Raw genomic sequence first — 24,671 nt, forward strand, 5'->3', positions numbered from 1 at the left:
CTTATCAGGCCGACAAATGACGTCAGCAAGATTACTCTCTTGCCAGCGCATCCACCGGGTCCAGTCGCGCCGCGTTTCTCGCCGGTAGCCAGCCAAACAATATCCCGGTAAACGTCGAACATAAAAACGCGCTCGCCAGCGCTGTCAGTGAAAAACCGATCTCCCAGCCGGGCAGGAAAAGCTGTAGCATAAATGCGATGAACATCGACAAGCTAATCCCCAGCGCTCCACCAACCAGGCAAACCAGCACCGCTTCAATAAGAAACTGCTGTAGCACATCGCTGGCGCGCGCGCCTACCGCCATACGGATGCCGATTTCACGCGTTCGCTCGGTGACGGAAACCAGCATAATATTCATAACGCCGATGCCGCCGACAACCAGCGAAATGACGGCCACCAGCGTCAGAAATAACTGAAGAGTATAGGTGGTTTTTTCAGCCGTTTTCAGGACGCTGTCCATATTCCAGGTGAAGAAGTCTTTTTTACCGTGGCGTAAGGTGAGCAGGCGGGTAAGCTGCTGTTCAGCCTGATCGCTATCAACGCCATCTTTCACACGAACGGTGATCGAGTTAAGCCATGACTGACCCATTATGCGATCTGACATCGTGCTATAGGGCAACCAAACTTGCAACAGATTGCTATTGCCGTACATGGACGGTTTCTCTTCCGCCACGCCAATAACAATAACCGGCATATTACCCACCAGCACCACTTCTCCTACGACATTCGCTTTATTTGGAAATAGCTGGCGTCGCGTGTTGGCATCCAACACCACCACCTGCGCGCGATCCTGTTGCTGTACAGCATTGAAGGTGTTCCCCTCCCTAAAGGACATGCCGTAAACGTTAAAATAATCGCCACTGACGCCATTAGCATTTACGGCAATATCAATATTGCCATAGCGAAGACGTAAGCTCTTTGAAACGCTGGGCGTCGCAGAGTTAACCCACGGCTGTTTCTGAATAGCCACCAGATCGTCATATTTCAGCGCCTGTCGATACTGCGGGTTGTCGTCGCCAAAATCTTTGCCTGGATGAATATCAATCGTGTTAGTGCCCATAGCGCGGATATCCGCCAGTACCATCTGTTTTGCGGCGTCGCCGACCACCACAATCGACACCACCGACGCAATACCGATAATAATTCCCAGCATGGTCAGTAAAGTACGCATTTTGTTAGCGGCCATCGCTAACCACGCCATCGACAGCGCTTCGCGAAAGCTGCTGGCAAATTGCCGCCAGCCGGGAGCCGTATTAACTACGGCAGCGTCAACGCCCTGTTCGCGTTTCTTTTCCTGCGCGGGCGGATTATGGACAATCTTGCCATCGTGAATTTCAATAATCCGCTCCGCCTGGGCGGCAATCAGCGGATCGTGCGTCACAATGATCACCGTATGTCCGCGATCGCGCAGTTGGCGCAAAATCGCCATTACCTCTTCGCCGGAATGGCTATCCAGCGCGCCGGTCGGCTCATCCGCCAGAATCACCTGTCCGCCGTTCATCAGCGCGCGGGCAATACTGACACGCTGCTGCTGTCCGCCAGAAAGCTGTGAAGGTGGATAATCGACGCGATCGCTTAATCCCAGCCGCAAAAGCAACTCTCTGGCGCGCGCCTGGCGTTTTTTGCGTTCAATGCCGGCGTAGACGGCGGGGATTTCAACATTTTGCGCTGCCGTTAAATGCGACAACAGATGGTAGCGCTGAAAGATAAAGCCAAAATGCTCACGCCGCAGCTGCGCCAGCGCGTCCGGGTCCAGCGTCGAGACGTCCCGCCCCGCCACCCGATAAGTGCCGCTGGTCGGTTTATCCAGGCACCCGAGGATATTCATCAGCGTTGATTTTCCAGAACCGGAAACGCCGACGATCGCCACCATCTCCCCGGCGTGGATTTGCAGGGAGATATCTTTCAACACCGCCACCTGCTCTTCTCCGGAGGGGTAGCTGCGGCTCACATTGCACAGTTCAAGCAATGCCGTCATGGCGTCGCTCCTGGCCTGCTCTCGCCGATGATCACCTCATCGCCCGCTTCCAGACCTTTAACCACTTCCACGTCTGTATCGTTACGCTCGCCAATGACCACTTCGCGCTCACGTTTTTCGCCGTTACGCAACAGCGCCACTTTATAACGATTACCGCCCACCGGCTCGCCAAGCGCGGCGAGAGGAATAATCAGCACATTTTTGACATCCATGAGTTGAATATAAACCTGTGCGGTCATATCAAGACGCAAGATTCTTTTGGGATTCGGCACTTCAAACCGGGCGTAATAAAAAATAGCGTCGTTGATCTTTTCCGGCGTCGGCAGAATATCTTTTAAAACGCCTTCATAGCGCGTTTGCGGATCGCCTGCAATGGTGAACCATGCTTTCTGCCCCGCCCGAAGATGGATCACGTCCGCTTCCGAGACCTGCGCTTTTACCAGCATGGTGCTCATATCCGCCAGCGTCAGAATATTGGGCGCCTGCTGAGCTGCAATCACCGTTTGTCCTTGCAGGGTAGTGATTTGCGTCACTTCCCCCGCCATGGGGGCGACAATACGGGTATATTCCAGGTTGGTTTTCGCGGTGTCCAACGAGGCCCGATTACGTTTGATCTGGGCATCTATGGTGCCAATACGCGCCTGTTTAACCGCCAACTCCGTCGCCGCAGTATCCAGATCCTGTTGCGATACCGCCTGAGTCTTAGCTAACTGCTGCTGGCGCGCCAGCGTAACCCGCGCCAGCTTTAACTCAGCGGCTGCCTGCTGACGCTCCGCGTTCAGCTCCATCAGGGTGGCCTCGACCTCTTTTATCTGGTTCTCCGCCTGATCTGGGTCAATCACGCCGAGTAGCTGATCTTTTTTAACGTTATCGCCAATGGAGACCAGCAGCGTTTTCAACTGGCCGCTCACCTGCGCGCCGACATCCACTTTACGCAACGCGTCCAGTTTTCCAGTCGCCAGTACACTCTGTTCAAGATCGCCTGGCCGCACGATTAATGTCTGATAAGTTGGCAGCGGCGCATTTATCATTCGCCAGCTAACCATCCCCCCCACTAAAAGAATTAAAATAATGACCAGATAACGCTTTTTAAATTTCTTTCCCTTAGCACGCATAGAAACCCTGACGGCAAAATTTTAACCAGAAAGTAAACCGTATCTAAACAAACCTGACGCAATAAAGATAGCGCCGGCTGTATTGACGATTGGTTAATGTTTCCTGTGGTTCAATCTCGACAATCTTATGTCGCGGATTACGATCATGACACAGCTTACAGATAATACCTGGTACACTTCAGATTACATCTCTCCTTTACAATTATTTATTCGTCTGACGCGCGGGCAATTACAGCCAGGAAAATTCTGGCGTAAAGCCAGCTTTCGTCGCAAGTTTTTAATCCGCTCATTAGTCATGCCGCGTGCAACCAGCCAATTACTGACCAATCTCACCCAATGGCCGAAGTTAAATACGTTACTTGCTCGTCAGCCGCGTTTGCCTATTCGGCTACATCGTCCTTATATGGCTGTAAATATTAAACGCGATTTCGCCTTAGACGCTCTGTGTTTTCATTATCAACAGATGCGCCAACTTTTATCGCGGGAACAACAAGTTAGCTATTTAAGTCAGTATGGCCTGAATCTTGCTAAATTTGAAGCTAAAACCGGCGAGTTGTTTCAACTTGATTTAGTCAGTCTGGTCTCACTGGATAAAGAAGGTGAAAGCACTATTGTTGTTCGCGACGCACAGTTACGTATTCTGGCAGAGATCACATTTACCCTGTGTCGCTTTAACCAACAACGCACACTATTTATCGGCGGATTACAGGGCGCGGCAAACGACGTCCCTCACGAAATTATCCAGCAGGCGACCAAAGCCTGCCATGGTCTTTTTCCCAAACGCATCGTGATGGAGGCTCTCTGTCAGTTTGCGCAAGTCTTTCAGGCAGAAAAGATTATAGCCGTGAGTAACGATGCGCACGTTTATCGTAGCTGGCGATACATGGATAAAAAGACGCAAATGCATGCCGACTATGACGCGTTTTGGGAATCGTTAGGCGGTGAAAGAATTAAAGGGAATTACTATACGCTGCCGCTGGCGATCGCCCGAAAAAGCGAAGCGGAGATCGCCAGTAAAAAACGGGCCGAGTATCGCCGCCGCTATGCATTACTCGATAGCGTCGTCGAACAGGTTCCGGCCACATTCAAACGCTAATCCGCCCGGCCCCGCGCCAGCCAAACCACGCGCGAGAACATCTTTCTGAACAGCGGCGGCACGGCGTCAATTCCGCGCCGCCCGGCTTCCATCGCGACTTCAATCGCCAAATCCGGCTTTGACGAGCGGTGGATAGCTTTAGTGATAATTTTCCGGGTATTCATCGGCACATTAAGCGGAAGTTGCGCAACCCGGTGAAAAACATCGGCAAAGCCCTGACGATACATAAAATGTTCCATATCCAGCGTAGGCAGCGCCGTGAGATGTTCGCGTTCTTCTTCCCGATCGTTATTAAGCAGGCTGCGGACCGTCGCGGCATATTTTTTCCCCGCTTCGTCGCCATCCACCAGGACATGCCACTCGATTCCCATACGGCGGGCGAACTTCACCAGCGGTTTCAGGCCAGACTGAGCAAATTCAATGACTTTAATTCCCTCCGCATCAAAATGATGTCCACACTGACGCGCCAGCTCATTAATAACCCAGGTTTCCGTCTCGCCTTCCACCAGTAGCCAGCAACGCGCAAACAGCGACGACGCGCGATTAAAGCGGATATGAAAGGCGATGCGCCGTCCATCTTCCGCGCTTAACCCGCCCGTGCCCAGACGCCAGGCGGCGACGCGGGAAGATTCGCGCACCAGCCGTACGACATGCTCCACCGGCGTTAGCGAGAGCAGTTCGCCTGAGTTGGTTGTCGCTATCCGCTGTAGCGGTAACAGATTGAGCAATTGCCAGGCGACTGAAAGCATAATGGGATGTAAACGGGTTTCCGGATCTTCCACCAGCAGTAATGGTCGCGCGTCTTTATGTAACCGCAGCGTCCCTTTCGCCTGTAACAGCGTGGAGAAAAGCCCCAGCAGGATCACCCGATGCGACCGGCTGCCCGGTTTGTCGATCATCCGATTAATAATATCCAGATAGCGCCAGCTACGCTGCTCATTTTGCGAACGCCGGCGCATGAGTCGGTGACGCGCCTGTCCTGCGCCCTGCTCTGAGAAATAGTGTTCAAGCAGTTGCACCATCGCGGACAGTCCCTGACGAATCTGCCCGTCGGTTAAATTTTGCGGCCGGGTCGCCAGCTCACGCGCCAGAAAATCCAGTTGCCGGGCCGTGACTTCAACATCCGGCACATTGGGCACCGTGCCGTTGCGAATACGTCGCATAAAGCGCGCATCGCGCAAACGTAGCACTGGCATCAGACGAACCAGGTGGCGCACCTGATCGTTAATATTTTCCACCGGCAATGGCTGCCCATCGCTATTGAGAAAACTGCGCAGCGTCATCACGCTGCCATCGGCGCCACATTCGCCCTCTAGACGATAAAAAATACGGTGAAAATCATCCTCGCAAGGCGACCAGCATGCTTCCAGCGCCCGATAACGACGTACCCGATGCCGCCCTGGCTGCGTTTCGCGAAAAGTCAGAATAATATGCAGGTGATGCTCGCGTCCTTTTATGTCGCCAGGCGGAAACCAGAAATCCTCACGGACAAAATGGTAGAGATCGAGTTCCGGCGACAATAACAGAGTCAGCGCATCCAGCAGGCTGGATTTGCCCCAGGCGTTTTCCCCAATCAGCACGTTGTTTTGCTCCAGCATCAACGATAGTCGGTTGATACCGCGAAATCCTACTATTTCAACGCGTTCGAGAATCATGCTTCCTCCAGAAAAACGTCACCACTCCATTAAACTCACCGCAGTATAACGGCAAATGCTTCCGCCTGGCGTGATATTCCCCCCTTTGCCTGGGGCAACTGTCTGATAAATGTACGGCTGACGGTGTCGCTTTACTGATAGTCTGGAATTCGGTAGTGTCATGTACGCTATTCAAACAATAAAAAAGGGCCCGGCTGTTCATGTTTTCAGGACTTTTAATCATTCTGGTTCCACTGATTGTGGGCTATCTCATTCCACTGCGACATAAAGCCGCATTACAACTCATTAACCGGCTACTGAGCTGGATCGTGTACCTTATTCTCTTTTTTATGGGAATAAGCCTGGCGTTTTTGGATAACCTCGCCAGTAATCTGGTGGCGATTTTTCATTATTCCGCCGTCAGTATTACGATTATTTTATTGTGTAATATCGCCGCCTTATTGTGGCTGGAACGTATCCTCCCGTGGCGTCACCATCATCAGCAGGAAAAACTGCCTTCGCGTATTGCCATGGCGCTGGAGTCGCTGCAACTGTGCGGCGTAGTGGTATTGGGGTTTATCATCGGCCTGAGCGGACTCTCTGTTTTACAGCACGCCACCGAAGCCAGTGAATATACGCTGATCTTTTTATTGTTCCTGGTGGGGATTCAGCTACGAAATAGCGGCATGACCTTAAAGCAAATTGTGCTTAACCGCCGGGGAATGATGGTCGCGGTCGTTGTCGTGGCAAGCTCATTACTGGGCGGCGTGATTAATGCGTTTATCCTGGACTTACCGCTAAAAACCGCCATGGCGATGGCGTCAGGTTTCGGCTGGTACTCTCTTTCCGGTATTTTGCTGACGGAGTCGTTTGGACCGGTTATCGGCAGCGCGGCATTTTTTAACGATCTGGCCCGCGAACTTTTGGCCATTATGCTTATTCCCGGTCTGGTTCGCCGCAGCCGTTCAACGGCGTTGGGCCTGTGCGGAGCGACCTCAATGGACTTTACGTTGCCGGTATTACAGCGCTCCGGTGGCGTAGAGATTGTTCCGGCGGCTATCGTACATGGCTTTATCCTCAGCCTGCTGGTACCTCTCTTAATGGCGTTCTTCTCGGCCTGATACCTCTCTGGCGGTAGGTATCTGCCGCCAAAATTGCGCTAAATCAATCTCCTTGCACATTATGGCAGAAATCCCTTTTATCCCTTTGTTCACAGGCATAATCTTAAACATGTATATTAAATATAACTTTAAAAGGTGTGACCATGTTTTGTGTGCAATGTGAACAAACCATCCGTACACCAGCCGGAAACGGCTGCTCCTACGCGCAGGGAATGTGCGGTAAAACGGCTGAAACGTCCGATCTGCAGGATCTGCTGATTGCGGCTTTGCAAGGTTTGTCTGCCTGGGCGGTGAAGGCCCGTGAATATGGCATCATTAATCACGACGTTGATAACTTTGCGCCGCGCGCGTTTTTCTCCACGCTGACCAACGTTAACTTCGACTCTCCGCGTATCGTCGGCTACGCCCGTGACGCTATAGCCATGCGTGAAGCGTTGAAAGCCCAGTGCCTGAGCGTGGATGCTAATGCGCATTGCGACAATCCGATGGCCGATCTGCAACTGGTTAGCGACGATCTGGGCGAACTGCAACGTCAGGCAGCGGAATTTACCCCGAATAAAGATAAAGCCGCCATTGGCGAGAACATCCTCGGCCTGCGTCTGCTGTGCCTGTACGGTCTGAAAGGCGCGGCGGCGTACATGGAACACGCGCACGTTCTCGGTCAATACGACAACGACATTTATGCGCAGTACCACAAAATCATGGCCTGGCTCGGCACCTGGCCTGCTGATATGAACGCGCTGCTGGAGTGCGCAATGGAAATCGGCCAGATGAACTTTAAAGTGATGAGCATTCTGGATGCCGGTGAAACCACCAAATACGGTCACCCAACGCCGACTCAGGTCAACGTCAAAGCGACTGAAGGCAAGTGCATTCTGATCTCCGGTCACGATCTGAAAGATCTCTACAACCTGCTGGAGCAGACCGAAGGCACCGGCGTTAACGTCTACACTCACGGCGAAATGCTACCCGCACACGGCTACCCGGAACTGCGTAAATTCAAGCATCTGGTCGGTAACTACGGCAGCGGCTGGCAGAATCAGCAGGTCGAATTCGCCCGCTTCCCTGGCCCAATCGTGATGACCTCTAACTGCATTATCGACCCGACCGTGGGCAGCTATGACGACCGTATCTGGACCCGTAGCATCGTCGGCTGGCCGGGCGTTAGCCATCTTGAAGGTGATGACTTCGGGCCGGTCATTGCCCAGGCGCAGCAGATGGCGGGCTTCCCGTATAGCGAAATTCCGCATCTCATCACCGTCGGTTTTGGTCGTCAGACCCTGCTCGGCGCTGCCGATACGCTCATCGATCTGGTCAGTCGTGAAAAACTGCGTCACATCTTCCTGGTCGGCGGCTGTGACGGCGCGCGCGGCGAGCGTAACTACTTTACCGATTTCGTCACCAGCGTGCCGGATGACTGCCTGATTCTGACTCTGGCGTGCGGTAAATACCGTTTCAACAAACTGGAGTTCGGCGACATCGAAGGGCTGCCGCGTCTGGTCGATGCCGGTCAGTGTAACGATGCTTACTCCGCGATTATCCTGGCGGTGACGCTGGCGGAAAAACTGGGCTGCGGCGTCAACGATCTGCCGCTATCGCTGGTGCTCTCCTGGTTTGAGCAGAAAGCGATCGTTATTCTGCTGACGCTGCTGTCATTAGGCGTGAAAAATATTGTCACCGGGCCGACCGCACCAGGCTTCTTCACGCCGGATTTGCTGGCTATCCTCAACGAGAAGTTCGGTCTGCGCTCCGTGACCACTGTTGAAGAAGACATGAAGCAATTGCTGAGCGCGTAAGGAGGCCAATGATGACGATGCCAACCTCACAATGTCCCTGGCGAATGCAGGTGCATCACATCCGTCAGGAGACGCCGGATGTATGGACAATTGCGCTATTATGCCATGACTACTACCCTTACCGCGCCGGGCAGTATGCGCTGGTGAGCGTGCGCAATTCAGCGGAAACGCTGCGCGCCTACACCCTTTCGTCTACGCCGGGCGTCAGTGAATATATCACGCTGACCGTTCGTCGGATTGAAGATGGCACGGGTTCACAGTGGTTGACCCATGACATCAAGCGCGGCGATTACATCTGGCTGTCTGATGCAATGGGCGATTTTACCTGTGACGATAAAACAGAAGATAAGTTTCTGCTGCTCGCCGCCGGTTGTGGCGTAACGCCAATCATGTCGATGCGTCGCTGGCTGGCGAAATACCGCCCGCAGGCCGACGTGCAGGTCATCTTTAACGTCCGTTCGCCGGATGATGTGATTTTTGCCGACGAGTGGCGACAGTATCCGGTCACGCTAGTGGCGGAAAATCATGCCACGGAAGGTTTTATCGCGGGCCGTCTGACCACGGAATTGTTACAGCGCGTACCGGATTTGGCATCGCGCACTATCATGACCTGCGGCCCGGCGCCCTATATGGATTTCGTTGAACAGGGAGTGAAAGCGCTTGGCGTAACGCACTTCTTTAAAGAGAAGTTCTTCACGCCGGTGGCGGAAACGGCAACCAGCGGCCTGAAATTCACCAAACTACAGCCAGCGCAGGAATTTTATGCCCCAATCGGTACGACGCTGCTGGAGGCGCTGGAGAGTAATAAAGTACCGGTTGCCGCTGCCTGTCGGGCAGGTGTTTGCGGCTGCTGTAAAACCAAAGTCGTTTCCGGCGACTATACGGTGAGCAGCACCATGACGCTGAGCGAGGCGGAGATTGCCGAAGGTTACGTACTGGCCTGCTCCTGCCATCCGCAGGGCGATCTTGTTCTCGCATAATCGGTAAACGTTCCATCGTAGGCCCGGTAAGCGTCAGCGCCACCGGGCGATTTACCACTCGCTTCATCCTTTCGCCCCTCTCTCCGCCAAAGAAAAACGTCATCGTCATCTTCAACTAAACTTGTAACCGTTATCACATTTAAGGAGATGGAGAACCATGAAACAAACCGTTGCTGCTTTTATCGCCAAAACGCTGGAACAGGCTGGCGTAAAACAAATCTGGGGCGTCACTGGCGACTCCCTGAACGGCCTGAGCGATAGTCTTAATCGTATGGGAACCATTGAATGGATGCCAACCCGCCACGAAGAGGTCGCCGCTTTCGCCGCCGGCGCACAAGCGCAGCTTACCGGCGAGCTGGCAGTGTGCGCCGGTTCATGTGGACCGGGCAACCTGCACCTGATCAATGGCCTGTTTGATTGCCACCGTAACCACGTCCCTGTTCTGGCGATCGCCGCCCATATTCCGTCCAGTGAAATCGGCAGCGGTTATTTCCAGGAGACCCACCCGCAGGAGTTGTTCCGTGAATGCAGCCACTATTGCGAGTTGGTTTCCAGCCCGGAGCAGATCCCGCAGGTACTCGCCATCGCCATGCGCAAAGCGGTGCTAAATCGCGGCGTCTCCGTGGTCGTACTTCCGGGTGACGTGGCGCTGAAACCCGCGCCTGAAAACGCCGTCACCCATTGGTACCATGCCCCGCACCCCGTCGTTACGCCGGCGGAGGAAGAGCTGAAAAAACTGGCGCAACTGCTGCGCTACTCCAGCAATATCGCATTGATGTGCGGTAGCGGCTGCGCGGGCGCGCATGAGGAGTTGGTCGCGTTGGCGGCAAAACTAAAAGCGCCAATCGTTCATGCCCTGCGCGGCAAAGAGCACGTTGAGTACGATAACCCTTATGATGTGGGAATGACCGGCCTGATTGGCTTCTCTTCTGGCTTCCACACCATGATGAACGCCGATACGCTGATCCTGCTCGGCACCCAGTTCCCCTATCGCGCCTTTTATCCGAGCGATGCCAAAATCATTCAGATTGACATCAACCCGGGCAGTATTGGCGCGCACAGCAAAGTCGACATGGCGCTGGTGGGCGATATTAAAGCCACGCTTCGCGCCCTGCTGCCGCTGGTGGAAGAAAAAAGCAATCGTAAATTCCTCGATAAAGCTCTGGAACACTATCGGGACGCCCGTAAAGGGCTTGATGACTTAGCCAAACTCAGCGATAAAGCCATCCACCCACAATATCTGGCGCAACAAATTAGTCATTTCGCCGCTGACGACGCTATTTTTACCTGCGATGTCGGCACGCCGACCGTCTGGGCGGCCCGCTATCTAAAAATGAACGGCAAGCGCCGCCTGCTGGGCTCGTTTAACCACGGGTCAATGGCCAACGCCATGCCGCAGGCGCTCGGCGCTCAGGCCACCGCGCCGGGTCGTCAGGTTATCGCGATGTGCGGTGATGGCGGCTTCAGTATGCTGATGGGCGATTTTCTCTCGGTGGTACAGATGAAGCTGCCGATAAAAATCGTCGTCTTTAATAACAGCGTGCTGGGCTTTGTGGCGATGGAAATGAAAGCTGGCGGTTACCTTACCGACGGTACCGAACTGCACGACACCAATTTCGCGCGTATCGCCGAAGCCTGCGGCATTACCGGTATTCGCGTGGAAAAAGCCGCAGACGTGGACGGAGCGCTACAGCGCGCGTTTTCCATCGATGGCCCGGTACTGGTTGACGTGGTCGTGGCAAAAGAAGAGCTGGCGATCCCGCCGCAGATCAAACTGGAACAAGCGAAAGGCTTTAGCCTGTACATGCTGCGCGCCATTATTAGCGGCCGCGGCGATGAAGTGATCGAACTGGCGAAAACAAACTGGCTAAGGTAAAACAGTGCACATCACCTTTTAAAATCCAGGGATGTGCCATGATTGATTTACGCAGTGATACCGTTACCCGACCGGGCCGCGCCATGCTCGAGGCGATGATGACCGCCCCGGTCGGGGACGACGTATACGGCGATGCCCCTACCGTTAACGCCCTTCAGCGCTACGCCGCCGACCTTTCCGGTAAAGAAGCGGCGCTTTTTTTACCCACCGGCACCCAGGCCAATCTGGTCGCGCTGCTTAGCCATTGTGAACGCGGCGAAGAGTATATCGTCGGTCAGGGCGCACATAATTATCTCTATGAAGCTGGCGGCGCTGCGGTGCTCGGCAGCATTCAGCCGCAGCCTATTGATGCCGCCGCGGACGGTACGCTGCCGCTGGAGAACGTAGCGGCGAAGATTAAAGCGGATGACATCCACTTCGCGCGCACGCGCTTGCTCAGTCTGGAAAATACGCATAACGGGAAAGTGCTGCCGCGCGCGTATCTGAAAGACGCCTGGACGTTTACCCGCGAACGTGGGCTGGCGCTGCACGTTGACGGCGCCCGAATTTTTAACGCGGTGGTTGCCTACGGCTGTGAGTTAAAAGAGATTACGCAGTATTGCGACTCTTTTACCATCTGCCTGTCAAAAGGTCTCGGGACGCCGGTCGGTTCGCTGCTGGTCGGCAACCGCGATTACATTAAACGCGCGACGCGCTGGCGTAAAATGGTCGGCGGCGGAATGCGTCAGGCCGGGATTCTGGCAGCGGCCGGACTGTATGCGCTGAAGCATAACGTGGCGCGTCTGCAAGAGGATCATGACAACGCCGCCTGGCTGGCGCAGCAGCTTCGCGAAGCGGGCGCGGATGTCATGCGCCACGAAACGAATATGCTGTTTGTTCGCGTTGGCGAAGCACAGGCCGCCGCGCTTGGCGGCTATTTGCGGGAACGGAATATCCTGATTAACGCCGCGCCGATTGTGCGTCTGGTGACGCATCTGGATGTCTCTCGCGAACAGCTTGCCGACGTCGTCGCCCACTGGCGCGCCTTTTTAGCCCGCTAAGGAGAGCAACGTGGCGCAACGCATTCTGGTCCTCGGCGCCAGCGGCTATATCGGTCAGCACCTGGTCTTTGCGCTAAGTCAGCAAGGACATCAGGTGCGGGCGGCGGCGCGGCGCGTGGAACGTCTGGAAAAACATCGCCTCGCCAACGTCAGTTGTCATAAGGTCGATCTGCACTGGCCGGAAAATTTACCCGCGCTGCTTCGCGACATTGATACCGTTTACTATCTGGTACACGGCATGGGCGAAGGCGGCGACTTTATCGCCCATGAGCGTCAGGCGGCGCTCAACGTGCGCGACGCGCTGCGCCAGACGCCGGTTAAACAACTTATTTTCCTCAGTTCATTGCAGGCGCCGGCGCATGAGCAATCCGATCACCTGCGCGCCCGCCAGCTTACGGCTGACACGCTGCGCGACGCAGGCGTACCGGTGACGGAATTACGCGCCGGGATCATCGTCGGCGCAGGCTCCGCCGCCTTTGAGGTCATGCGCGACATGGTTTACAACCTGCCAATACTCACGCCGCCGCGCTGGGTGCGTTCGCGCACCACGCCCATCGCCCTGGAAAATTTACTCTACTACCTGGTCGGCTTACTGGAGCACCCTGCGCACGAGCATCGTATTCTGGAAGCCGCCGGGCCGCAGGTATTAAGTTATCAGCAGCAGTTTGAACGTTTTATGGCCGTCAGCGGTAAACGGCGTCCGCTGATCCCGGTGCCTTTTCCGACCCGCTGGATTTCGGTCTGGTTTTTAAACGTCATTACCTCCGTGCCGCCAACTACCGCAAAAGCGTTAATCCAGGGATTAAGGCACGATTTGCTGGCCGATGACGCCGCGTTAAAAAAGTTGATCCCCCAAACGCTTATCACCTTTGATGACGCCGTTCGCCGCACGCTGAAAGAAGAAGAAAAACTGGTGAACTCCAGCGACTGGGGCTACGACGCGCTGGCCTTCGCCCGCTGGCGTCCCGAATACGGCTATTTTCCAAAGCAGGCGGGCTTTACCGCGCAGACCCCGGCCAGCCTATCGGCGCTATGGCAGGTCGTAAATCGGCTGGGTGGCAAAGAGGGCTATTTTTTCGGCAATATTTTGTGGCAGACGCGCGCCGCGATGGACCGTCTGGTGGGGCATAAACTGGCGAAAGGCCGCCCGTCGCATACCTTGCTCAAGCCTGGCGATACGGTAGATAGCTGGAAAGTGATCATTGTCGAACCAGAAAAACAGCTCACGCTCTTGTTTGGCATGAAAGCGCCGGGTCTGGGGCGGCTTAGCTTCACGCTGCACGATAAAGGCCGCTACCGCGAAATTGACGTGCGCGCCTGGTGGCATCCACACGGAATGCCGGGCCTGATTTACTGGCTACTGATGATCCCGGCGCACCTGTTTATTTTCCGGGGAATGGCAAGGCGTATTGCCCGACTTGCAGAACAAATCACAGAAAAATGAGAAAAAGTTGCTGTATTCTTTCGTGTTTCCCATTGCATACCGACGTAATTCACGGAAGAATGCGCACGACGGTTTATTAAACACAGTGGATTGATATGAAGGTACTGGTTACCGGCGCCACCAGCGGCTTAGGTCGAAACGCGGTTGAATTTTTGCGCAATAAAGGCATCAGCGTCAGAGCGACGGGTCGCAATGAAGCGATGGGCAAGCTGCTTGAAAAAATGGGCGCGGAATTCGTCCATGCGGATTTAACCGAACTGGTCTCCTCGCAGGCTAAAGTGATGCTTGCCGGGATCGACACGTTGTGGCACTGCTCCAGCTTTACCTCGCCCTGGGGAACCCAACAGGCTTTCGATCTGGCGAATGTTCGCGCCACCCGCCGTCTGGGAGAATGGGCGGTCGCCTGGGGCGTGCGCAATTTTATTCATATCTCCTCTCCCTCGCTCTATTTTGATTACCACCATCACCGTGATATCAAAGAAGATTTCCGCCCGCATCGGTTTGCCAATGAGTTCGCCCGCAGTAAAGCCGCCGGCGAAGAGGTGATTAATCTGTTGGCGCAGGCCAATCCGCAAACACGTTTTACGGTATTGCGTCCACAAAGCCTGTTTGGCCCGCACGATAAAGTATTTATCCCACGTCTGGCGCATATGATGCACCATTACGGTAGCGTCTTATTACCGCACGGGGGCAGCGCGCTGGTCGATATGACCTACTATGAAAATGCGATCCACGCCATGTGGCTGGCCAGCCAGCCGGGCTGCGATCATCTGCCTTCTGGCCGCGCTTATAACATCACTAACGGCGAAAACCGCACCTTACGCAGCATCGTACAAAAGTTAATTGATGAATTGACTATCGACTGCCGCATTCGCTCTGTGCCTTACCCGATGCTGGATATGATCGCCCGCAGTATGGAGCGCTTCGGCAAAAAATCCGCCAAAGAGCCCCCGCTAACGCATTACGGCGTGTCAAAACTGAATTTTGATTTTACGCTCGATACGACTCGCGCGCAGGACGAGCTGGGCTACCAGCCCATCGTCACGCTGGACGAAGGCATTGAGCGCACCGCCGCCTGGCTGCGCGATCACGGAAATTTACCGCGTTAATCCTGGCCGTACTTCTCCAGTAATGCTTCGGCAATCGCCTGCGTTTCGGCATCTGCGATACCGTTCCATTGCGCCGGACGGAAGTGCATCTGGAACGCCATAATCACCCGCTGTTGCTCGCGCGCCGTCATATCGGCTTTGACTTCATAGCCATAGCGCGAGAGTAACGCAAGCACCGTTGCGGTATCGACTGGCGTATACGGCGCGCGTCCAGCCAGATAAAACGCCACACGCTGGGCGTCAGGCCAGGCGCCAATCCCCTGTGCCGCCAGCTCGCGCCACGGGAAGCGCGGGCCGGGATCGTCTTTACGCTGCGGCGCGATATCCGCATGGGCCACCACATTCTGCGGTTTGATGTCATAGCGCGCGATAATGTCCTTCGCTAACGGGATCAATGCCTGAATTTGCGCGGATTCAAACGGCGCGAAAGATTTCACCCCGCCGGACATTCGCCAGCCGCGATTTTCCAGCTCAATGCCAATAGACGTATCATTGAGACGCGTGGCGCCTCGCCAGAAACTGACGCCCGCATGCCAAGCCTGATCCTGTTCCGGCACCAGTTGCCAGATGCGCGGTTTACCGCCATATAATGGCGGGGTTGCGGGAATCAGGTAATGCGAACTGACGTTGCGACCCGTTAACGTCGCCAGCGAAACGTCAAAGTTTTCCGCCGTATAGTGAATCACCAGGACTTTAATGCGCGGATAGGCCGCCTGCGCCCGATGTCGGGTATCAAGCTGATATCCCTCTTTATCGATAATTCCTTTTTCGCTCGCGCAGCCTGTTAACAGCAACGCGAGACCAACCAGCCACAGTAGCGCTTTCATCGGCGCGTTTTCACCGCCGTTCCGCTGACGCTGACCATCAGCATACTGCCATCCTTGCCGACAGTTTCGTAATCAATATCGATGCCTACCACCGCATCGGCGCCCAACGCTTTAGCCTGCTCGCCAAGTTCCTGAAAAGCGATTTCACGCGCTTTACGCAGCTCTTTCTCATACGCGCCGGAACGTCCGCCGACGATATCCCGAATGCCGGCGAAAAAATCGCGGAAAATATTGGCGCCTAAAATGGCTTCGCCCGTTACCACACCGCAATACTCCACGATGCTTTGTCCTTCCAGCGTTGGGGTTGTTGAAAACTGCATAGTGAATCTCCCGGGTTAGCTAAGCACACGATCTCAAACGCATTATCAAGCTGATACGCTATCATTGAAAGGATATAATTGATTATCGTAGATCGGTTTTTGCTCGATCGCCTATAAGGAAATCATCATGCGCTATTCTAAACTCTCTTTGCTCATCCCGTGCGCGCTTCTGCTTAGCGCCTGTACGACCGTCACTCCCGCCTACAAAGATAATGGCCCGCGTATCGGCGCGTGTGTGGAAGGCGGCCCGGACAGCGTGGCTCAACAATTTTACGACTACCGTATTCAACACCACAGCAATGATATCGCCGCGCTTCGCCCCTACTTGAGTGATAACCTGGCGAAATTGTTGACCGACGCCAGCCGCGATACGGAACACCGCCAGTTGATGAGCGGCGATATGTTCTCCAGCCGCGCTACGCTGCCGGATAGCGCCAACGTCGCCAGCGCATCAACCATTCCGAACCGAGATGCGCGCAATATTCCTCTGCGGGTGGCGTTAAAACAGGGCGATCAAAGCTGGCAGGATGAAGTGCTTATGATTCACGAAGGCTCATGCTGGGTGATTGACGACGTTCGCTATCTGGGCGGAGATGTCCATGCCCCTGCCGGTACGCTGCGCCAGTCGATAGAAAACCGTTAACAGTCAGTATTCCCCGCTTTTGCACCCATAACCCCGTAAATTGTCTGGCATTCTGCACGGGATGCCGACAATTCTTCTTACCTACTATTCCTCCTGCTATTTTGTGCTATGTTTAGGGAAGAATGTGGGATATATTTAACTTTTAACGCATAAATATTGCATAACTATTCTGCGAAAGGTACTATCTGCGGCTTCAATAGCTATCAGACTGCCTGTATACGAGTGTCAATGAGTATTCAATTAAACGGCATTAATTGCTTTTACGGCGCGCATCAGGCGCTGTTCGATATCACGCTGGATTGCCCCGAAGGCGAAACGCTGGTGTTGCTTGGCCCAAGCGGGGCGGGTAAAAGTTCGCTGCTGCGTGTACTCAATCTGCTTGAGATGCCGCGCTCCGGCACTCTGACTATCGCCGGGAACCATTTTGACTTTACGAAAACGCCGTCCGATAAGGCGATTCGTGAGCTACGTCAAAATGTCGGAATGGTCTTTCAACAATATAATCTTTGGCCGCATCTCACCGTTGTGCAGAATCTGATTGAAGCGCCCTGCCGCGTACTGGGTCTGACAAAAGATCAGGCGCTGGCGCGCGCAGAAAAGCTGCTGGAGCGTTTACGTCTGAAGCCCTATAGCGATCGTTATCCGTTGCACCTTTCCGGCGGTCAGCAGCAGCGCGTCGCGATTGCCCGCGCGCTGATGATGGAGCCGCAGGTGCTGCTGTTTGATGAACCGACCGCCGCGCTGGACCCGGAAATTACCGCTCAAATCGTCAGCATTATTCATGAGCTGGCGGAAACGAACATTACTCAGGTGATCGTTACGCATGAAGTCGAAGTGGCGCGTAAGACCGCCAGTCGTGTGATTTATATGGAAAATGGTCACATCGTCGAGCACGGTGATGCGGGTTGCTTTGCTCACCCTCAGACCGAAGCGTTCAAAAACTATCTCTCTCACTAAGATTCGGGACAATGACAATGAAAAAAGTTCTGATTGCCGCGCTAATTGCAGGCTTTAGCCTTTCCGCTACAGCAGCCCAGACCATTCGTTTTGCGACCGAAGCGTCCTATCCGCCGTTCGAATCGATGGATGCTAATAACAAGATTGTCGGCTTTGACGTCGACCTGGCCAACGCGCTATGTAAAGAGATCGACGCCTCCTGTACCTTTACCAATCAGGCGTTCGACAGCCTGATCCCCAGCCTGAAATTCCGCCGCTTCGACGCTGTAATGGCGGGAATGGATATCACGCCGGAACGTGAAAAGCAGGTGCTGTTTACCACGCCATATTACGACAACTCCGCGCTGTTCGTGGGTCAGCAGGGCAAATACACCAGCGTCGATCAACTGAAAGGTAAGAAAGTCGGCGTACAGAACGGTACGACGCACCAGAAATTCATCATGGATAAGCATCCGGAAATCACCACCGTACCGTATGACAGCTATCAGAACGCGAAGCTGGATCTACAAAATGGCCGTATCGACGCTGTTTTCGGCGACACGGCGGTCGTGACCGAATGGCTGAAAGCCAATCCTAAGCTGGCGCCGGTCGGCGATAAAGTCACCGATAAAGATTATTTCGGCACCGGCCTGGGTATCGCGGTACGTCAGGGCAACACCGAGCTGCAGCAGAAATTCAATACTGCGCTGGAAAAAGTGAAGAAAGATGGGACTTACGAGACCATCTATAACAAATGGTTCCAGAAGTAATCTTTGATGAACGAATTTTTTCCTTTAGCAAGCGCCGCCGGGATGACCGTCGGCCTTGCCGTCTGTGCGCTGATCATTGGCCTCGCGTTAGCCATGTTCTTTGCCGTCTGGGAGTCCGTAAAATGGCGCCCGATTGCCTGGATAGGCTCCGCGCTGGTCACTATTTTGCGCGGCCTGCCGGAAATTCTGGTGGTGCTGTTTATCTATTTCGGCTCCTCGCAACTCCTGCTTACGCTGTCTGACGGGTTTACCCTCCATCTCGGTTTTACGCAGATCCCGGTGCAAATGGAGATTGAGAACTTTGACGTCAGTCCGTTCCTGTGCGGCGTGATTGCGTTGTCCCTGCTGTATGCGGCCTATGCGTCGCAGACGCTACGCGGCGCGCTGAAAGCCGTTCCGTCTGGTCAGTGGGAGTCGGGTCAGGCACTGGGATTATCAAAGACGGCGATTTTTTTCCGTCTGGTGATGCCGCAGATGTGGCGTCACGCCCTGCCAGGGCTGGGTAATCAGTGGCTGGTGTTGCTAAAAGATACGGCTCTGGTCAGCCTTATCAGCGTTAACGATCTGATGTTGCAGACCAAAAGTATTGCCACACGCACCCAGGAACCGTTTAACTGGTACATTATTGCGGCGGCTATTTACCTGGTCATTACGCTGATCAGTCAGTACATTCTCAAACGCATAGACCTGCGCGCAACACGTTTTGAGCGGAGGCCGGACTAATGCTTGAGTACTTACCTGAACTGCTAAAAGGGCTACACACCAGCCTGACGCTGACCGTGGCTTCTATTGCCGTCGCTTTGGTGCTGGCGTTAGTTTTTACCATCATCCTGACGCTAAAAACGCCGTTCGTGGTGTGGCTGGTGCGCGGCTATATCACGTTGTTTACCGGTACGCCGTTGTTGGTGCAAATTTTCCTGATCTACTACGGACCCGGTCAATTCCCGACACTGCAAGAGTATCCGCTACTCTGGCATCTACTGTCTGAACCGTGGCTGTGCGCACTGATCGCGTTGTCGCTAAACAGCGCCGCTTACACCACGCAGCTATTTTATGGCGCGATTCGCGCGATTCCGGAAGGTCAGTGGCAGTCCTGCGGCGCGCTGGGGATGAGTAAGAAAGATACGCTGGCGATTTTGTTGCCCTATGCGTTTAAACGCGCCCTCTCCTCCTATTCTAATGAGGTGGTACTGGTCTTCAAAAGTACCTCGCTGGCCTATACCATCACCTTGATGGAGGTCATGGGGTACAGTCAGTTGCTCTATGGTCGTACCTACGATGTGGTGGTATTTGGCGCGGCAGGCGTAATTTACCTGGTCGTCAACGGTCTATTGACGCTGATGATGCGTTTGATTGAGCGTAAAGCCCTGGCGTTTGAGCGGCGCAATTAACCAGGCAGGATAAGGCATTCTCGCCGCCGTTCGACAATGGTCAGATGGCGCTGCGCTTATCAAGCCTACGATGCATAATATTGAATAAACCCGACGGACAAGTGGTTAACTTGTCCGTCTTTTTTTATCCATTTTAAAATATTTAATCATTTTTATTGCATACAAATTCAATTGATGGCATTGTAAATCTATGCCGCAGACACGGCGCATAATCATAAGATTACGGGAGTGACATCATGAAAAAGTTAGTTCTGGCTGCATTACTCGCCTCTTTCGCCACTGGCAGCATCGCCGCTGAAAAAATCAATTTCGGGGTTTCCGCCACCTATCCCCCGTTTGAATCCCTGGATGCGAGTAATAAAATTGTGGGCTTCGATATCGATCTGGCAACCGCATTATGCAAGCAAATGCAGGCAGAATGTACTTTTACCAATCATGCTTTCGATAGTCTTATCCCGGCGCTGAAATTCAGAAAATATGATGCCGTCATTTCCGGAATGGACATTACCCCGGAGCGCAGTAAGCAGGTCGCCTTTAGCAATCCCTATTATGCGAACTCCGCGCTGGTGATTGCCAAAAAAGACACCTATAAAACCTTTACCGATCTAAAAGGTAAGCGTATCGGTATGGAAAATGGCACCACGCATCAAAAATATCTCCAGGATAAACATCCGGAGGTCAAAACCGTGGCCTACGACAGCTACCAGAATGCGATTATCGACCTGAAAAATGGCCGTATTGACGGCGTCTTTGGCGATACCGCAGTGGTCAATGAGTGGCTGAAAACGAATCCGCAACTGGGTCCGGCAACAGAGAAAGTGACCGATCCGCAATACTTCGGTACCGGACTTGGCATCGCGGTGCGCCCGGACAATAAGGCGTTGCTGGAAAAACTGAATAATGCGCTGGCCGCCATTAAAGCGGACGGCACTTATCAGAAAATCAGCGATCAGTGGTTCCCGCAGTAAAACGTATGTGATTAGCCCACCGTGTTGCGAAATGGCAGTATAAATACCTTATTCAGCCCACGGGCCGCTATCGGAAACTATCCTGGCCTGATAAGCGCAGCGCCATTGAGCATTCTACAGTTTGTCATCAGTCTCAAAGGCCTGCATCAACAGGCGATTCGGACTCATACTTGCCGGGTGACGCTAACGCGTACCCGGCTTACAACATTGTTATGTTTTTAGACAACATCCAGACCCAGACGGCGATACTGCTCCGCCGGAGCGTCATTTTCTTTCATCAAACGGATAAGTAAGTTGATCATCCTTGCTTCGATGGCCTCATCATGAATAGGATGTTGCTGCTGCGGATCGTCTCTGAGATCAAACAAGAGATGACCAAAGCTATTCACACCTTTATATTTTTCCCTGGCCGGAATACGTAATACCTGAAGCCCTTTAGTGAATTTAAACGGAGGTGCCAGAGATAATTTTCCCAGTTCATCCACGTCATAACGCGCATTCATCTTGATCGGCATTAACGTGTAGTTCGCAATGTCATGCTCACGCCCCGGCTGCGCGGCCCGCATATAAACATAGCGTCCGTCGGTAACATTAACATGTCCGCTAAACACGCCAAACAGCGCGCCTTCCCTGACGGGTTCATCACTGGCAATGACTTTCGCCAGAGGTTGGCCCTGCATATCTGCGGGAATAGGTTGCTGAAAATAATCCAGTAGCGTTGGCGCCCAGTCAATCATCTGCACCAGCGACTGCCGTCGCGCTCCGCATACCGCGCTGCGCGGGTCCCAGATAAACAGCGGGTTATTCGCCACCTCGTTATAATAGGGCATTTGATTTTTAGCCCACCAACCGTGCTCCCCCAGCAAGAAGCCGTGATCGGTACCGACAATCAGCATCGTATCGCGCCAGAGATCGTGTTCATCCATCAGATCAAGGATACGTCCCAGATTGCGGTCGCACATGGAAACCAGGGCCCGATAACGACAGCGAATATGCGCTATCGCCTCCTCACTTTCACTGACTTTGCCGCGCGGCCAGTCATAATGCGAGCCTTGCCACTCATCGTCATAGAGCGATAAATATTCCTCGGTGGTATAAAACGGCTCATGCGGATCGAACGTCTCAACCTGCAATAACCAGTTATCTTCGGCATGATTTTTATGGATAAAATCGCACCCGGCGTCAAAAACTTTCGTCTGGGGGAAATCGGCTTCCTGCTGGATGTATTCGCGGTTCGCCCAGTCATGACGCCATAGCCCGGAAACGCCGCCTCCGGTTTGTTTTTGTGGAACGCGCAGTACTTCCGGAATGGGCGGCTCGCCAACACTTGCCTTCCAGTGATCGCCCTCCTGACCGCGTACTACGTCCCAGGAGCTATAGCGGTTATGGTAGTTACCGCCGCCGTCTTCCCAGTAATGCAGATGATCGCTGATAAGATGGGTGTAGATCCCCGCTTTTTTCAATAATTCCGGCATGGAATCATCAAAGGGTTCCAGCGGCCCCCACTCACGATGCAGGAAATTATAGCGCCCGGTGTGCAGTTCCCGACGGGCTGGCATACAGGGCATACTGCCGACATAACTATTGTCAAAGGTGGCGGCATGTGCCGCCAGGCGTTGAAAGTTAGGCGCTTTCGTTAGCAAATCACCATAGGGCGGCAAATAGTTTTTATTCAGACTGTCAAACAGCAGAATAATCGCTTTCATGACTCACCCTCATTTGTTGAGCAGGTGCGGAAAATTTTTCTCTACCACATCGTAAATCTGTTTACCTATTGATTCGCTATCCATGATATTTTCAATGGGAATGAGATATTGTCCGTGTTTAGGATCGAGGCTAACAACATCAAGCAATTTTTTCGAAATCGCATAAATATCTGCCCAGTCGGTAAATCCACCGACCTCTCCCGCTGCCGTATGCTCCATATCAAAAGAGAAGTCATATTTTGCTAACGCTTTTTTAACAACAGTCTGTAACATTACGCTACTGCCTACACCATAACCGCATACGAATAAAATATTTACAGAATCTTTCATAATAAAATCCTTTATATATAAACCGAATCAATTAAATGGAATAAGGACCAAGATGGAACGTTGAAGCAATAAATTTCAGTAATTCACAAATCGCAGGCCACAGAGTCGCCCAGTCAAATATTCCCGTCCAGCCCACGCCTTCTTTTGCCAGCCCGGTTAAAGGAATGGCCCATACCGTACCGAAAGTCTGAATAATCCCTAACAGGAAAGTACAAATAATAACGGAACGATATCCCCCCATTCGGTTGGCTAATACGCCGATGGGACCGCCGGAAAAGAAGAGCGGAACAAAACCAGGCAATACCATAATAGGGCTATGGATGAGCAGCAGGATGCCCATGGAAAAAATCGTGCCGAAAGTACAAAAGACGAATCCCAGCGTGGCCGCGTTAGGCGAAAAAGGTAATAAAGCAGCAACATCCACAGCCGGTATGGCGTTAGGAATAAAGCGATCCTGCCATCCTTTAAACGAACCGTTAATTTCACCAACCATCATCCGCACGCCCTGCAGCAAGATGACCATATACATAGAGAATTGCAGGCCCAGATTGATAATATAGATATACCAGGGTTTGCCTTTCGCCATTAACTGTACGTTATCGATCCCTGTCGCCAATAGAAAACCGCCAACGAAGAGCGTCATCACAATGGCGATTGCCGTCACGTTGTGGTTAAAAATAGCTAACCAACCGGGAAGTTTCAGGTTTTCGGCGTCATGCTTTTCCGGATCGCCGAATTTATGCGCGAATTTCGAGAAAAACCACAGCCCCAGCATCTGGTTATGCGCGATGGTAAAACCGGCGTTATTGGTCACTTTGGCGATGGGTTTAACAATAAGCGTGGTTGAAAACGCCCAAAAGACCCCGGTCAATACCCCGGCAATCACAATGGATTGTACCCAACCGAACCCTAGCCAGAAGACGATTAACCACAGTACCGCCTGTGAATGAGAGACCCCGGTATTACCGGTAAGAAATATACCTTTTGCGCCGGTATAACGGCCAAATAAAACTAATATCAGGTTAGTAAAAAACGCCAGTACAAAAACGTATCCTACATAGCCGAAATTATCGCCCAGCGCTATTTGCGTCGCAGCTTTCATGGCGTATGAATCCATTAAGTATCCATGTACGCCATAAGCCTTGCTGACTGCTTCTGCAACCGGTTTAAAAGTGGCTGAAAATTGAAAGCCGCCAAATAACACCATCATTAAACCGACCATCGCGCTGATCATACCGGTGATAATTTTTATAGGCGTCTTTTTATCCAGCGCATAGCCAACACCGACTAATATCCCAATTAATATTGCCGGTTCAGTTAAAAACGTTTGAATAACATCTATAAATTTGGCAAACATCGTCTGAACGCCCTCCATAAGCGTGTCTATTCGTTGTCATAATTGACCCCTTTACTGACGTTACGTATTGCTTCGCTGATGCTATTGAAAGTTACCCGATAAACCACCTTGTCTAATTTTGCCTTACACGCACTGTAATAATCAAAATTAGTCATTAAAAGATTTAAAGTGATTATTTGTGATTTGATTTGCAAAAATAGGGTAATATATAACCATGATCGATCGGAGTTTTTC

General features: G+C 53.0%; 22 protein-coding genes. 14 read left to right on the forward strand and 8 right to left on the reverse strand.

What is annotated here, in order from left to right; genetic code table 11:
* Positions 1-31: 31 nt before the first annotated feature.
* On the reverse strand, positions 32-1,978 hold the full coding sequence (gene macB, locus AAYN39_RS09860) for a macrolide ABC transporter ATP-binding protein/permease MacB (protein WP_000125880.1): 1,947 nt from the start codon (positions 1,976-1,978) through the stop codon (positions 32-34).
* Positions 1,975-3,093: a macrolide transporter subunit MacA gene (macA, locus tag AAYN39_RS09865; protein ID WP_001201759.1), complete on the reverse strand. Its 1,119-nt coding sequence runs from the start codon at positions 3,091-3,093 to the stop codon at positions 1,975-1,977. Before macA ends, macB begins: the two co-directional genes overlap by 4 nt.
* Positions 3,094-3,238: 145 nt before the next feature.
* On the opposite strand from macA, the gene AAYN39_RS09870 reads away from it, so the two are divergent.
* The gene (locus AAYN39_RS09870; protein WP_001682088.1) at positions 3,239-4,189 is read left to right on the forward strand and encodes a VirK/YbjX family protein; all 951 of its coding nucleotides are present in this window, start codon (positions 3,239-3,241) and stop codon (positions 4,187-4,189) included.
* Here AAYN39_RS09870 and AAYN39_RS09875 read toward each other — a convergent pair.
* The gene (locus AAYN39_RS09875; protein WP_000599771.1) at positions 4,186-5,844 is read right to left on the reverse strand and encodes an ATP-dependent endonuclease; all 1,659 of its coding nucleotides are present in this window, start codon (positions 5,842-5,844) and stop codon (positions 4,186-4,188) included. The genes AAYN39_RS09870 and AAYN39_RS09875 overlap by 4 nt on opposite strands.
* Before the next feature lie 200 nt (positions 5,845-6,044).
* Here AAYN39_RS09875 and AAYN39_RS09880 point away from each other — a divergent pair, with 200 nt between their 5' ends.
* The 7 genes from AAYN39_RS09880 (at position 6,045) to AAYN39_RS09910 (ending at position 15,189) form a co-directional block, all read left to right on the forward strand.
* Complete coding sequence (locus tag AAYN39_RS09880; RefSeq protein WP_000491116.1) at positions 6,045-6,944, forward strand: lysine exporter LysO family protein; 900 nt, start codon at positions 6,045-6,047, stop codon at positions 6,942-6,944.
* Positions 6,945-7,087: 143 nt separating this feature from the next.
* A complete protein-coding gene (gene hcp, locus AAYN39_RS09885) occupies positions 7,088-8,740 on the forward strand; it encodes a hydroxylamine reductase (RefSeq protein WP_000458773.1) in 1,653 nt (550 codons plus the stop codon).
* Positions 8,741-8,751: 11 nt separating this feature from the next.
* Positions 8,752-9,720, forward strand: coding sequence for an NADH oxidoreductase (gene hcr, locus AAYN39_RS09890; RefSeq protein WP_001775606.1), 969 nt, complete (start codon positions 8,752-8,754; stop codon positions 9,718-9,720).
* A gap of 157 nt (positions 9,721-9,877) precedes the next feature.
* A complete protein-coding gene (gene poxB, locus AAYN39_RS09895) occupies positions 9,878-11,596 on the forward strand; it encodes a ubiquinone-dependent pyruvate dehydrogenase (RefSeq protein WP_000815309.1) in 1,719 nt (572 codons plus the stop codon).
* A 38-nt stretch (positions 11,597-11,634) separates the two neighbouring features.
* Positions 11,635-12,636, forward strand: a complete 1,002-nt coding sequence (ltaE, locus tag AAYN39_RS09900; protein WP_000566341.1) for a low-specificity L-threonine aldolase — start codon at positions 11,635-11,637, stop codon at positions 12,634-12,636.
* Positions 12,637-12,646: 10 nt separating this feature from the next.
* A complete protein-coding gene (locus AAYN39_RS09905; RefSeq protein ID WP_000079004.1) occupies positions 12,647-14,080 on the forward strand; it encodes an SDR family oxidoreductase in 1,434 nt (477 codons plus the stop codon).
* Positions 14,081-14,175: 95 nt separating this feature from the next.
* Positions 14,176-15,189 carry an NAD(P)-dependent oxidoreductase gene (locus AAYN39_RS09910; protein WP_000866904.1) on the forward strand — a complete coding sequence of 338 codons (1,014 nt, stop codon included), beginning with the start codon at positions 14,176-14,178 and terminating at the stop codon, positions 15,187-15,189.
* Here AAYN39_RS09910 and AAYN39_RS09915 read toward each other — a convergent pair.
* Both AAYN39_RS09915 and AAYN39_RS09920 read right to left on the reverse strand, forming a co-directional pair.
* Positions 15,186-16,016: an N-acetylmuramoyl-L-alanine amidase gene (locus AAYN39_RS09915; RefSeq protein WP_000645850.1), complete on the reverse strand. Its 831-nt coding sequence runs from the start codon at positions 16,014-16,016 to the stop codon at positions 15,186-15,188. The two genes, AAYN39_RS09910 and AAYN39_RS09915, sit on opposite strands and share 4 nt — an antisense overlap.
* Complete coding sequence (locus AAYN39_RS09920) at positions 16,013-16,336, reverse strand: heavy metal-binding domain-containing protein (RefSeq protein WP_001160725.1); 324 nt, start codon at positions 16,334-16,336, stop codon at positions 16,013-16,015. Before AAYN39_RS09920 ends, AAYN39_RS09915 begins: the two co-directional genes overlap by 4 nt.
* Before the next feature lie 127 nt (positions 16,337-16,463).
* Between AAYN39_RS09920 and AAYN39_RS09925 the strand changes: the two genes are divergently transcribed.
* The 6 genes from AAYN39_RS09925 to artJ all read left to right on the forward strand — a co-directional run bounded on the left by AAYN39_RS09925 (position 16,464) and on the right by artJ (position 21,044).
* Positions 16,464-16,979 carry a lipoprotein gene (locus AAYN39_RS09925; protein ID WP_001270727.1) on the forward strand — a complete coding sequence of 172 codons (516 nt, stop codon included), beginning with the start codon at positions 16,464-16,466 and terminating at the stop codon, positions 16,977-16,979.
* Between the two features lie 228 nt (positions 16,980-17,207).
* Positions 17,208-17,936, forward strand: a complete 729-nt coding sequence (gene artP, locus AAYN39_RS09930) for an arginine ABC transporter ATP-binding protein ArtP (protein WP_000027186.1) — start codon at positions 17,208-17,210, stop codon at positions 17,934-17,936.
* 17 nt (positions 17,937-17,953) lie between these two features.
* Positions 17,954-18,685 (forward strand): arginine ABC transporter substrate-binding protein ArtI, encoded by a 732-nt coding sequence (gene artI / locus AAYN39_RS09935; RefSeq protein WP_000756586.1) that lies wholly within the window; start codon positions 17,954-17,956, stop codon positions 18,683-18,685.
* A 6-nt stretch (positions 18,686-18,691) separates the two neighbouring features.
* Entirely contained in the window at positions 18,692-19,408 is a 717-nt protein-coding gene (gene artQ, locus AAYN39_RS09940; RefSeq protein WP_001001677.1) for an arginine ABC transporter permease ArtQ, read from the forward strand.
* A complete protein-coding gene (gene artM, locus AAYN39_RS09945; RefSeq protein WP_000895396.1) occupies positions 19,408-20,076 on the forward strand; it encodes an arginine ABC transporter permease ArtM in 669 nt (222 codons plus the stop codon). Before artQ ends, artM begins: the two co-directional genes overlap by 1 nt.
* Positions 20,077-20,312: 236 nt before the next feature.
* A complete protein-coding gene (artJ, locus tag AAYN39_RS09950) occupies positions 20,313-21,044 on the forward strand; it encodes an arginine ABC transporter substrate-binding protein ArtJ (RefSeq protein WP_000737538.1) in 732 nt (243 codons plus the stop codon).
* A 218-nt stretch (positions 21,045-21,262) separates the two neighbouring features.
* On the opposite strand, the gene AAYN39_RS09955 is transcribed toward artJ, so the two are convergent.
* Genes AAYN39_RS09955 through AAYN39_RS09965 form a run of 3 tightly spaced genes read right to left on the reverse strand, consistent with a single transcriptional unit; the run spans position 21,263 to position 24,455 of the window.
* Positions 21,263-22,750, reverse strand: a complete 1,488-nt coding sequence (locus AAYN39_RS09955) for a sulfatase (RefSeq protein ID WP_000644028.1) — start codon at positions 22,748-22,750, stop codon at positions 21,263-21,265.
* Positions 22,751-22,759: 9 nt separating this feature from the next.
* Complete coding sequence (locus tag AAYN39_RS09960; protein ID WP_000655400.1) at positions 22,760-23,080, reverse strand: PTS sugar transporter subunit IIB; 321 nt, start codon at positions 23,078-23,080, stop codon at positions 22,760-22,762.
* 31 nt (positions 23,081-23,111) lie between these two features.
* On the reverse strand, positions 23,112-24,455 hold the full coding sequence (locus AAYN39_RS09965; RefSeq protein WP_000399318.1) for a PTS sugar transporter subunit IIC: 1,344 nt from the start codon (positions 24,453-24,455) through the stop codon (positions 23,112-23,114).
* Positions 24,456-24,671: the final 216 nt, after the last annotated feature.

The sequence above is a fragment of the Salmonella sp. K21076 genome (assembly GCF_039650795.1).
Lineage (GTDB): Bacteria > Pseudomonadota > Gammaproteobacteria > Enterobacterales > Enterobacteriaceae > Salmonella > Salmonella enterica.

Excerpts from the sequence above, each read along its gene's own strand:
- macB (WP_000125880.1), bottom strand. The coding sequence starts at position 1,978 with ATGACGGCATTGCTTGAACTGTGCAATGTGAGCCGCAGCTACCCCTCC.
- macA (WP_001201759.1), bottom strand. The coding sequence starts at position 3,093 with ATGCGTGCTAAGGGAAAGAAATTTAAAAAGCGTTATCTGGTCATTATT.
- AAYN39_RS09870 (WP_001682088.1), top strand. The coding sequence starts at position 3,239 with ATGACACAGCTTACAGATAATACCTGGTACACTTCAGATTACATCTCT.
- AAYN39_RS09875 (WP_000599771.1), bottom strand. The coding sequence starts at position 5,844 with ATGATTCTCGAACGCGTTGAAATAGTAGGATTTCGCGGTATCAACCGA.
- AAYN39_RS09880 (WP_000491116.1), top strand. The coding sequence starts at position 6,045 with ATGTTTTCAGGACTTTTAATCATTCTGGTTCCACTGATTGTGGGCTAT.
- hcp (WP_000458773.1), top strand. The coding sequence starts at position 7,088 with ATGTTTTGTGTGCAATGTGAACAAACCATCCGTACACCAGCCGGAAAC.
- hcr (WP_001775606.1), top strand. The coding sequence starts at position 8,752 with ATGACGATGCCAACCTCACAATGTCCCTGGCGAATGCAGGTGCATCAC.
- poxB (WP_000815309.1), top strand. The coding sequence starts at position 9,878 with ATGAAACAAACCGTTGCTGCTTTTATCGCCAAAACGCTGGAACAGGCT.
- ltaE (WP_000566341.1), top strand. The coding sequence starts at position 11,635 with ATGATTGATTTACGCAGTGATACCGTTACCCGACCGGGCCGCGCCATG.
- AAYN39_RS09910 (WP_000866904.1), top strand. The coding sequence starts at position 14,176 with ATGAAGGTACTGGTTACCGGCGCCACCAGCGGCTTAGGTCGAAACGCG.
- AAYN39_RS09915 (WP_000645850.1), bottom strand. The coding sequence starts at position 16,016 with ATGAAAGCGCTACTGTGGCTGGTTGGTCTCGCGTTGCTGTTAACAGGC.
- AAYN39_RS09920 (WP_001160725.1), bottom strand. The coding sequence starts at position 16,336 with ATGCAGTTTTCAACAACCCCAACGCTGGAAGGACAAAGCATCGTGGAG.
- AAYN39_RS09925 (WP_001270727.1), top strand. The coding sequence starts at position 16,464 with ATGCGCTATTCTAAACTCTCTTTGCTCATCCCGTGCGCGCTTCTGCTT.
- artP (WP_000027186.1), top strand. The coding sequence starts at position 17,208 with ATGAGTATTCAATTAAACGGCATTAATTGCTTTTACGGCGCGCATCAG.
- artI (WP_000756586.1), top strand. The coding sequence starts at position 17,954 with ATGAAAAAAGTTCTGATTGCCGCGCTAATTGCAGGCTTTAGCCTTTCC.
- artQ (WP_001001677.1), top strand. The coding sequence starts at position 18,692 with ATGAACGAATTTTTTCCTTTAGCAAGCGCCGCCGGGATGACCGTCGGC.
- artM (WP_000895396.1), top strand. The coding sequence starts at position 19,408 with ATGCTTGAGTACTTACCTGAACTGCTAAAAGGGCTACACACCAGCCTG.
- artJ (WP_000737538.1), top strand. The coding sequence starts at position 20,313 with ATGAAAAAGTTAGTTCTGGCTGCATTACTCGCCTCTTTCGCCACTGGC.
- AAYN39_RS09955 (WP_000644028.1), bottom strand. The coding sequence starts at position 22,750 with ATGAAAGCGATTATTCTGCTGTTTGACAGTCTGAATAAAAACTATTTG.
- AAYN39_RS09960 (WP_000655400.1), bottom strand. The coding sequence starts at position 23,080 with ATGAAAGATTCTGTAAATATTTTATTCGTATGCGGTTATGGTGTAGGC.
- AAYN39_RS09965 (WP_000399318.1), bottom strand. The coding sequence starts at position 24,455 with ATGGAGGGCGTTCAGACGATGTTTGCCAAATTTATAGATGTTATTCAA.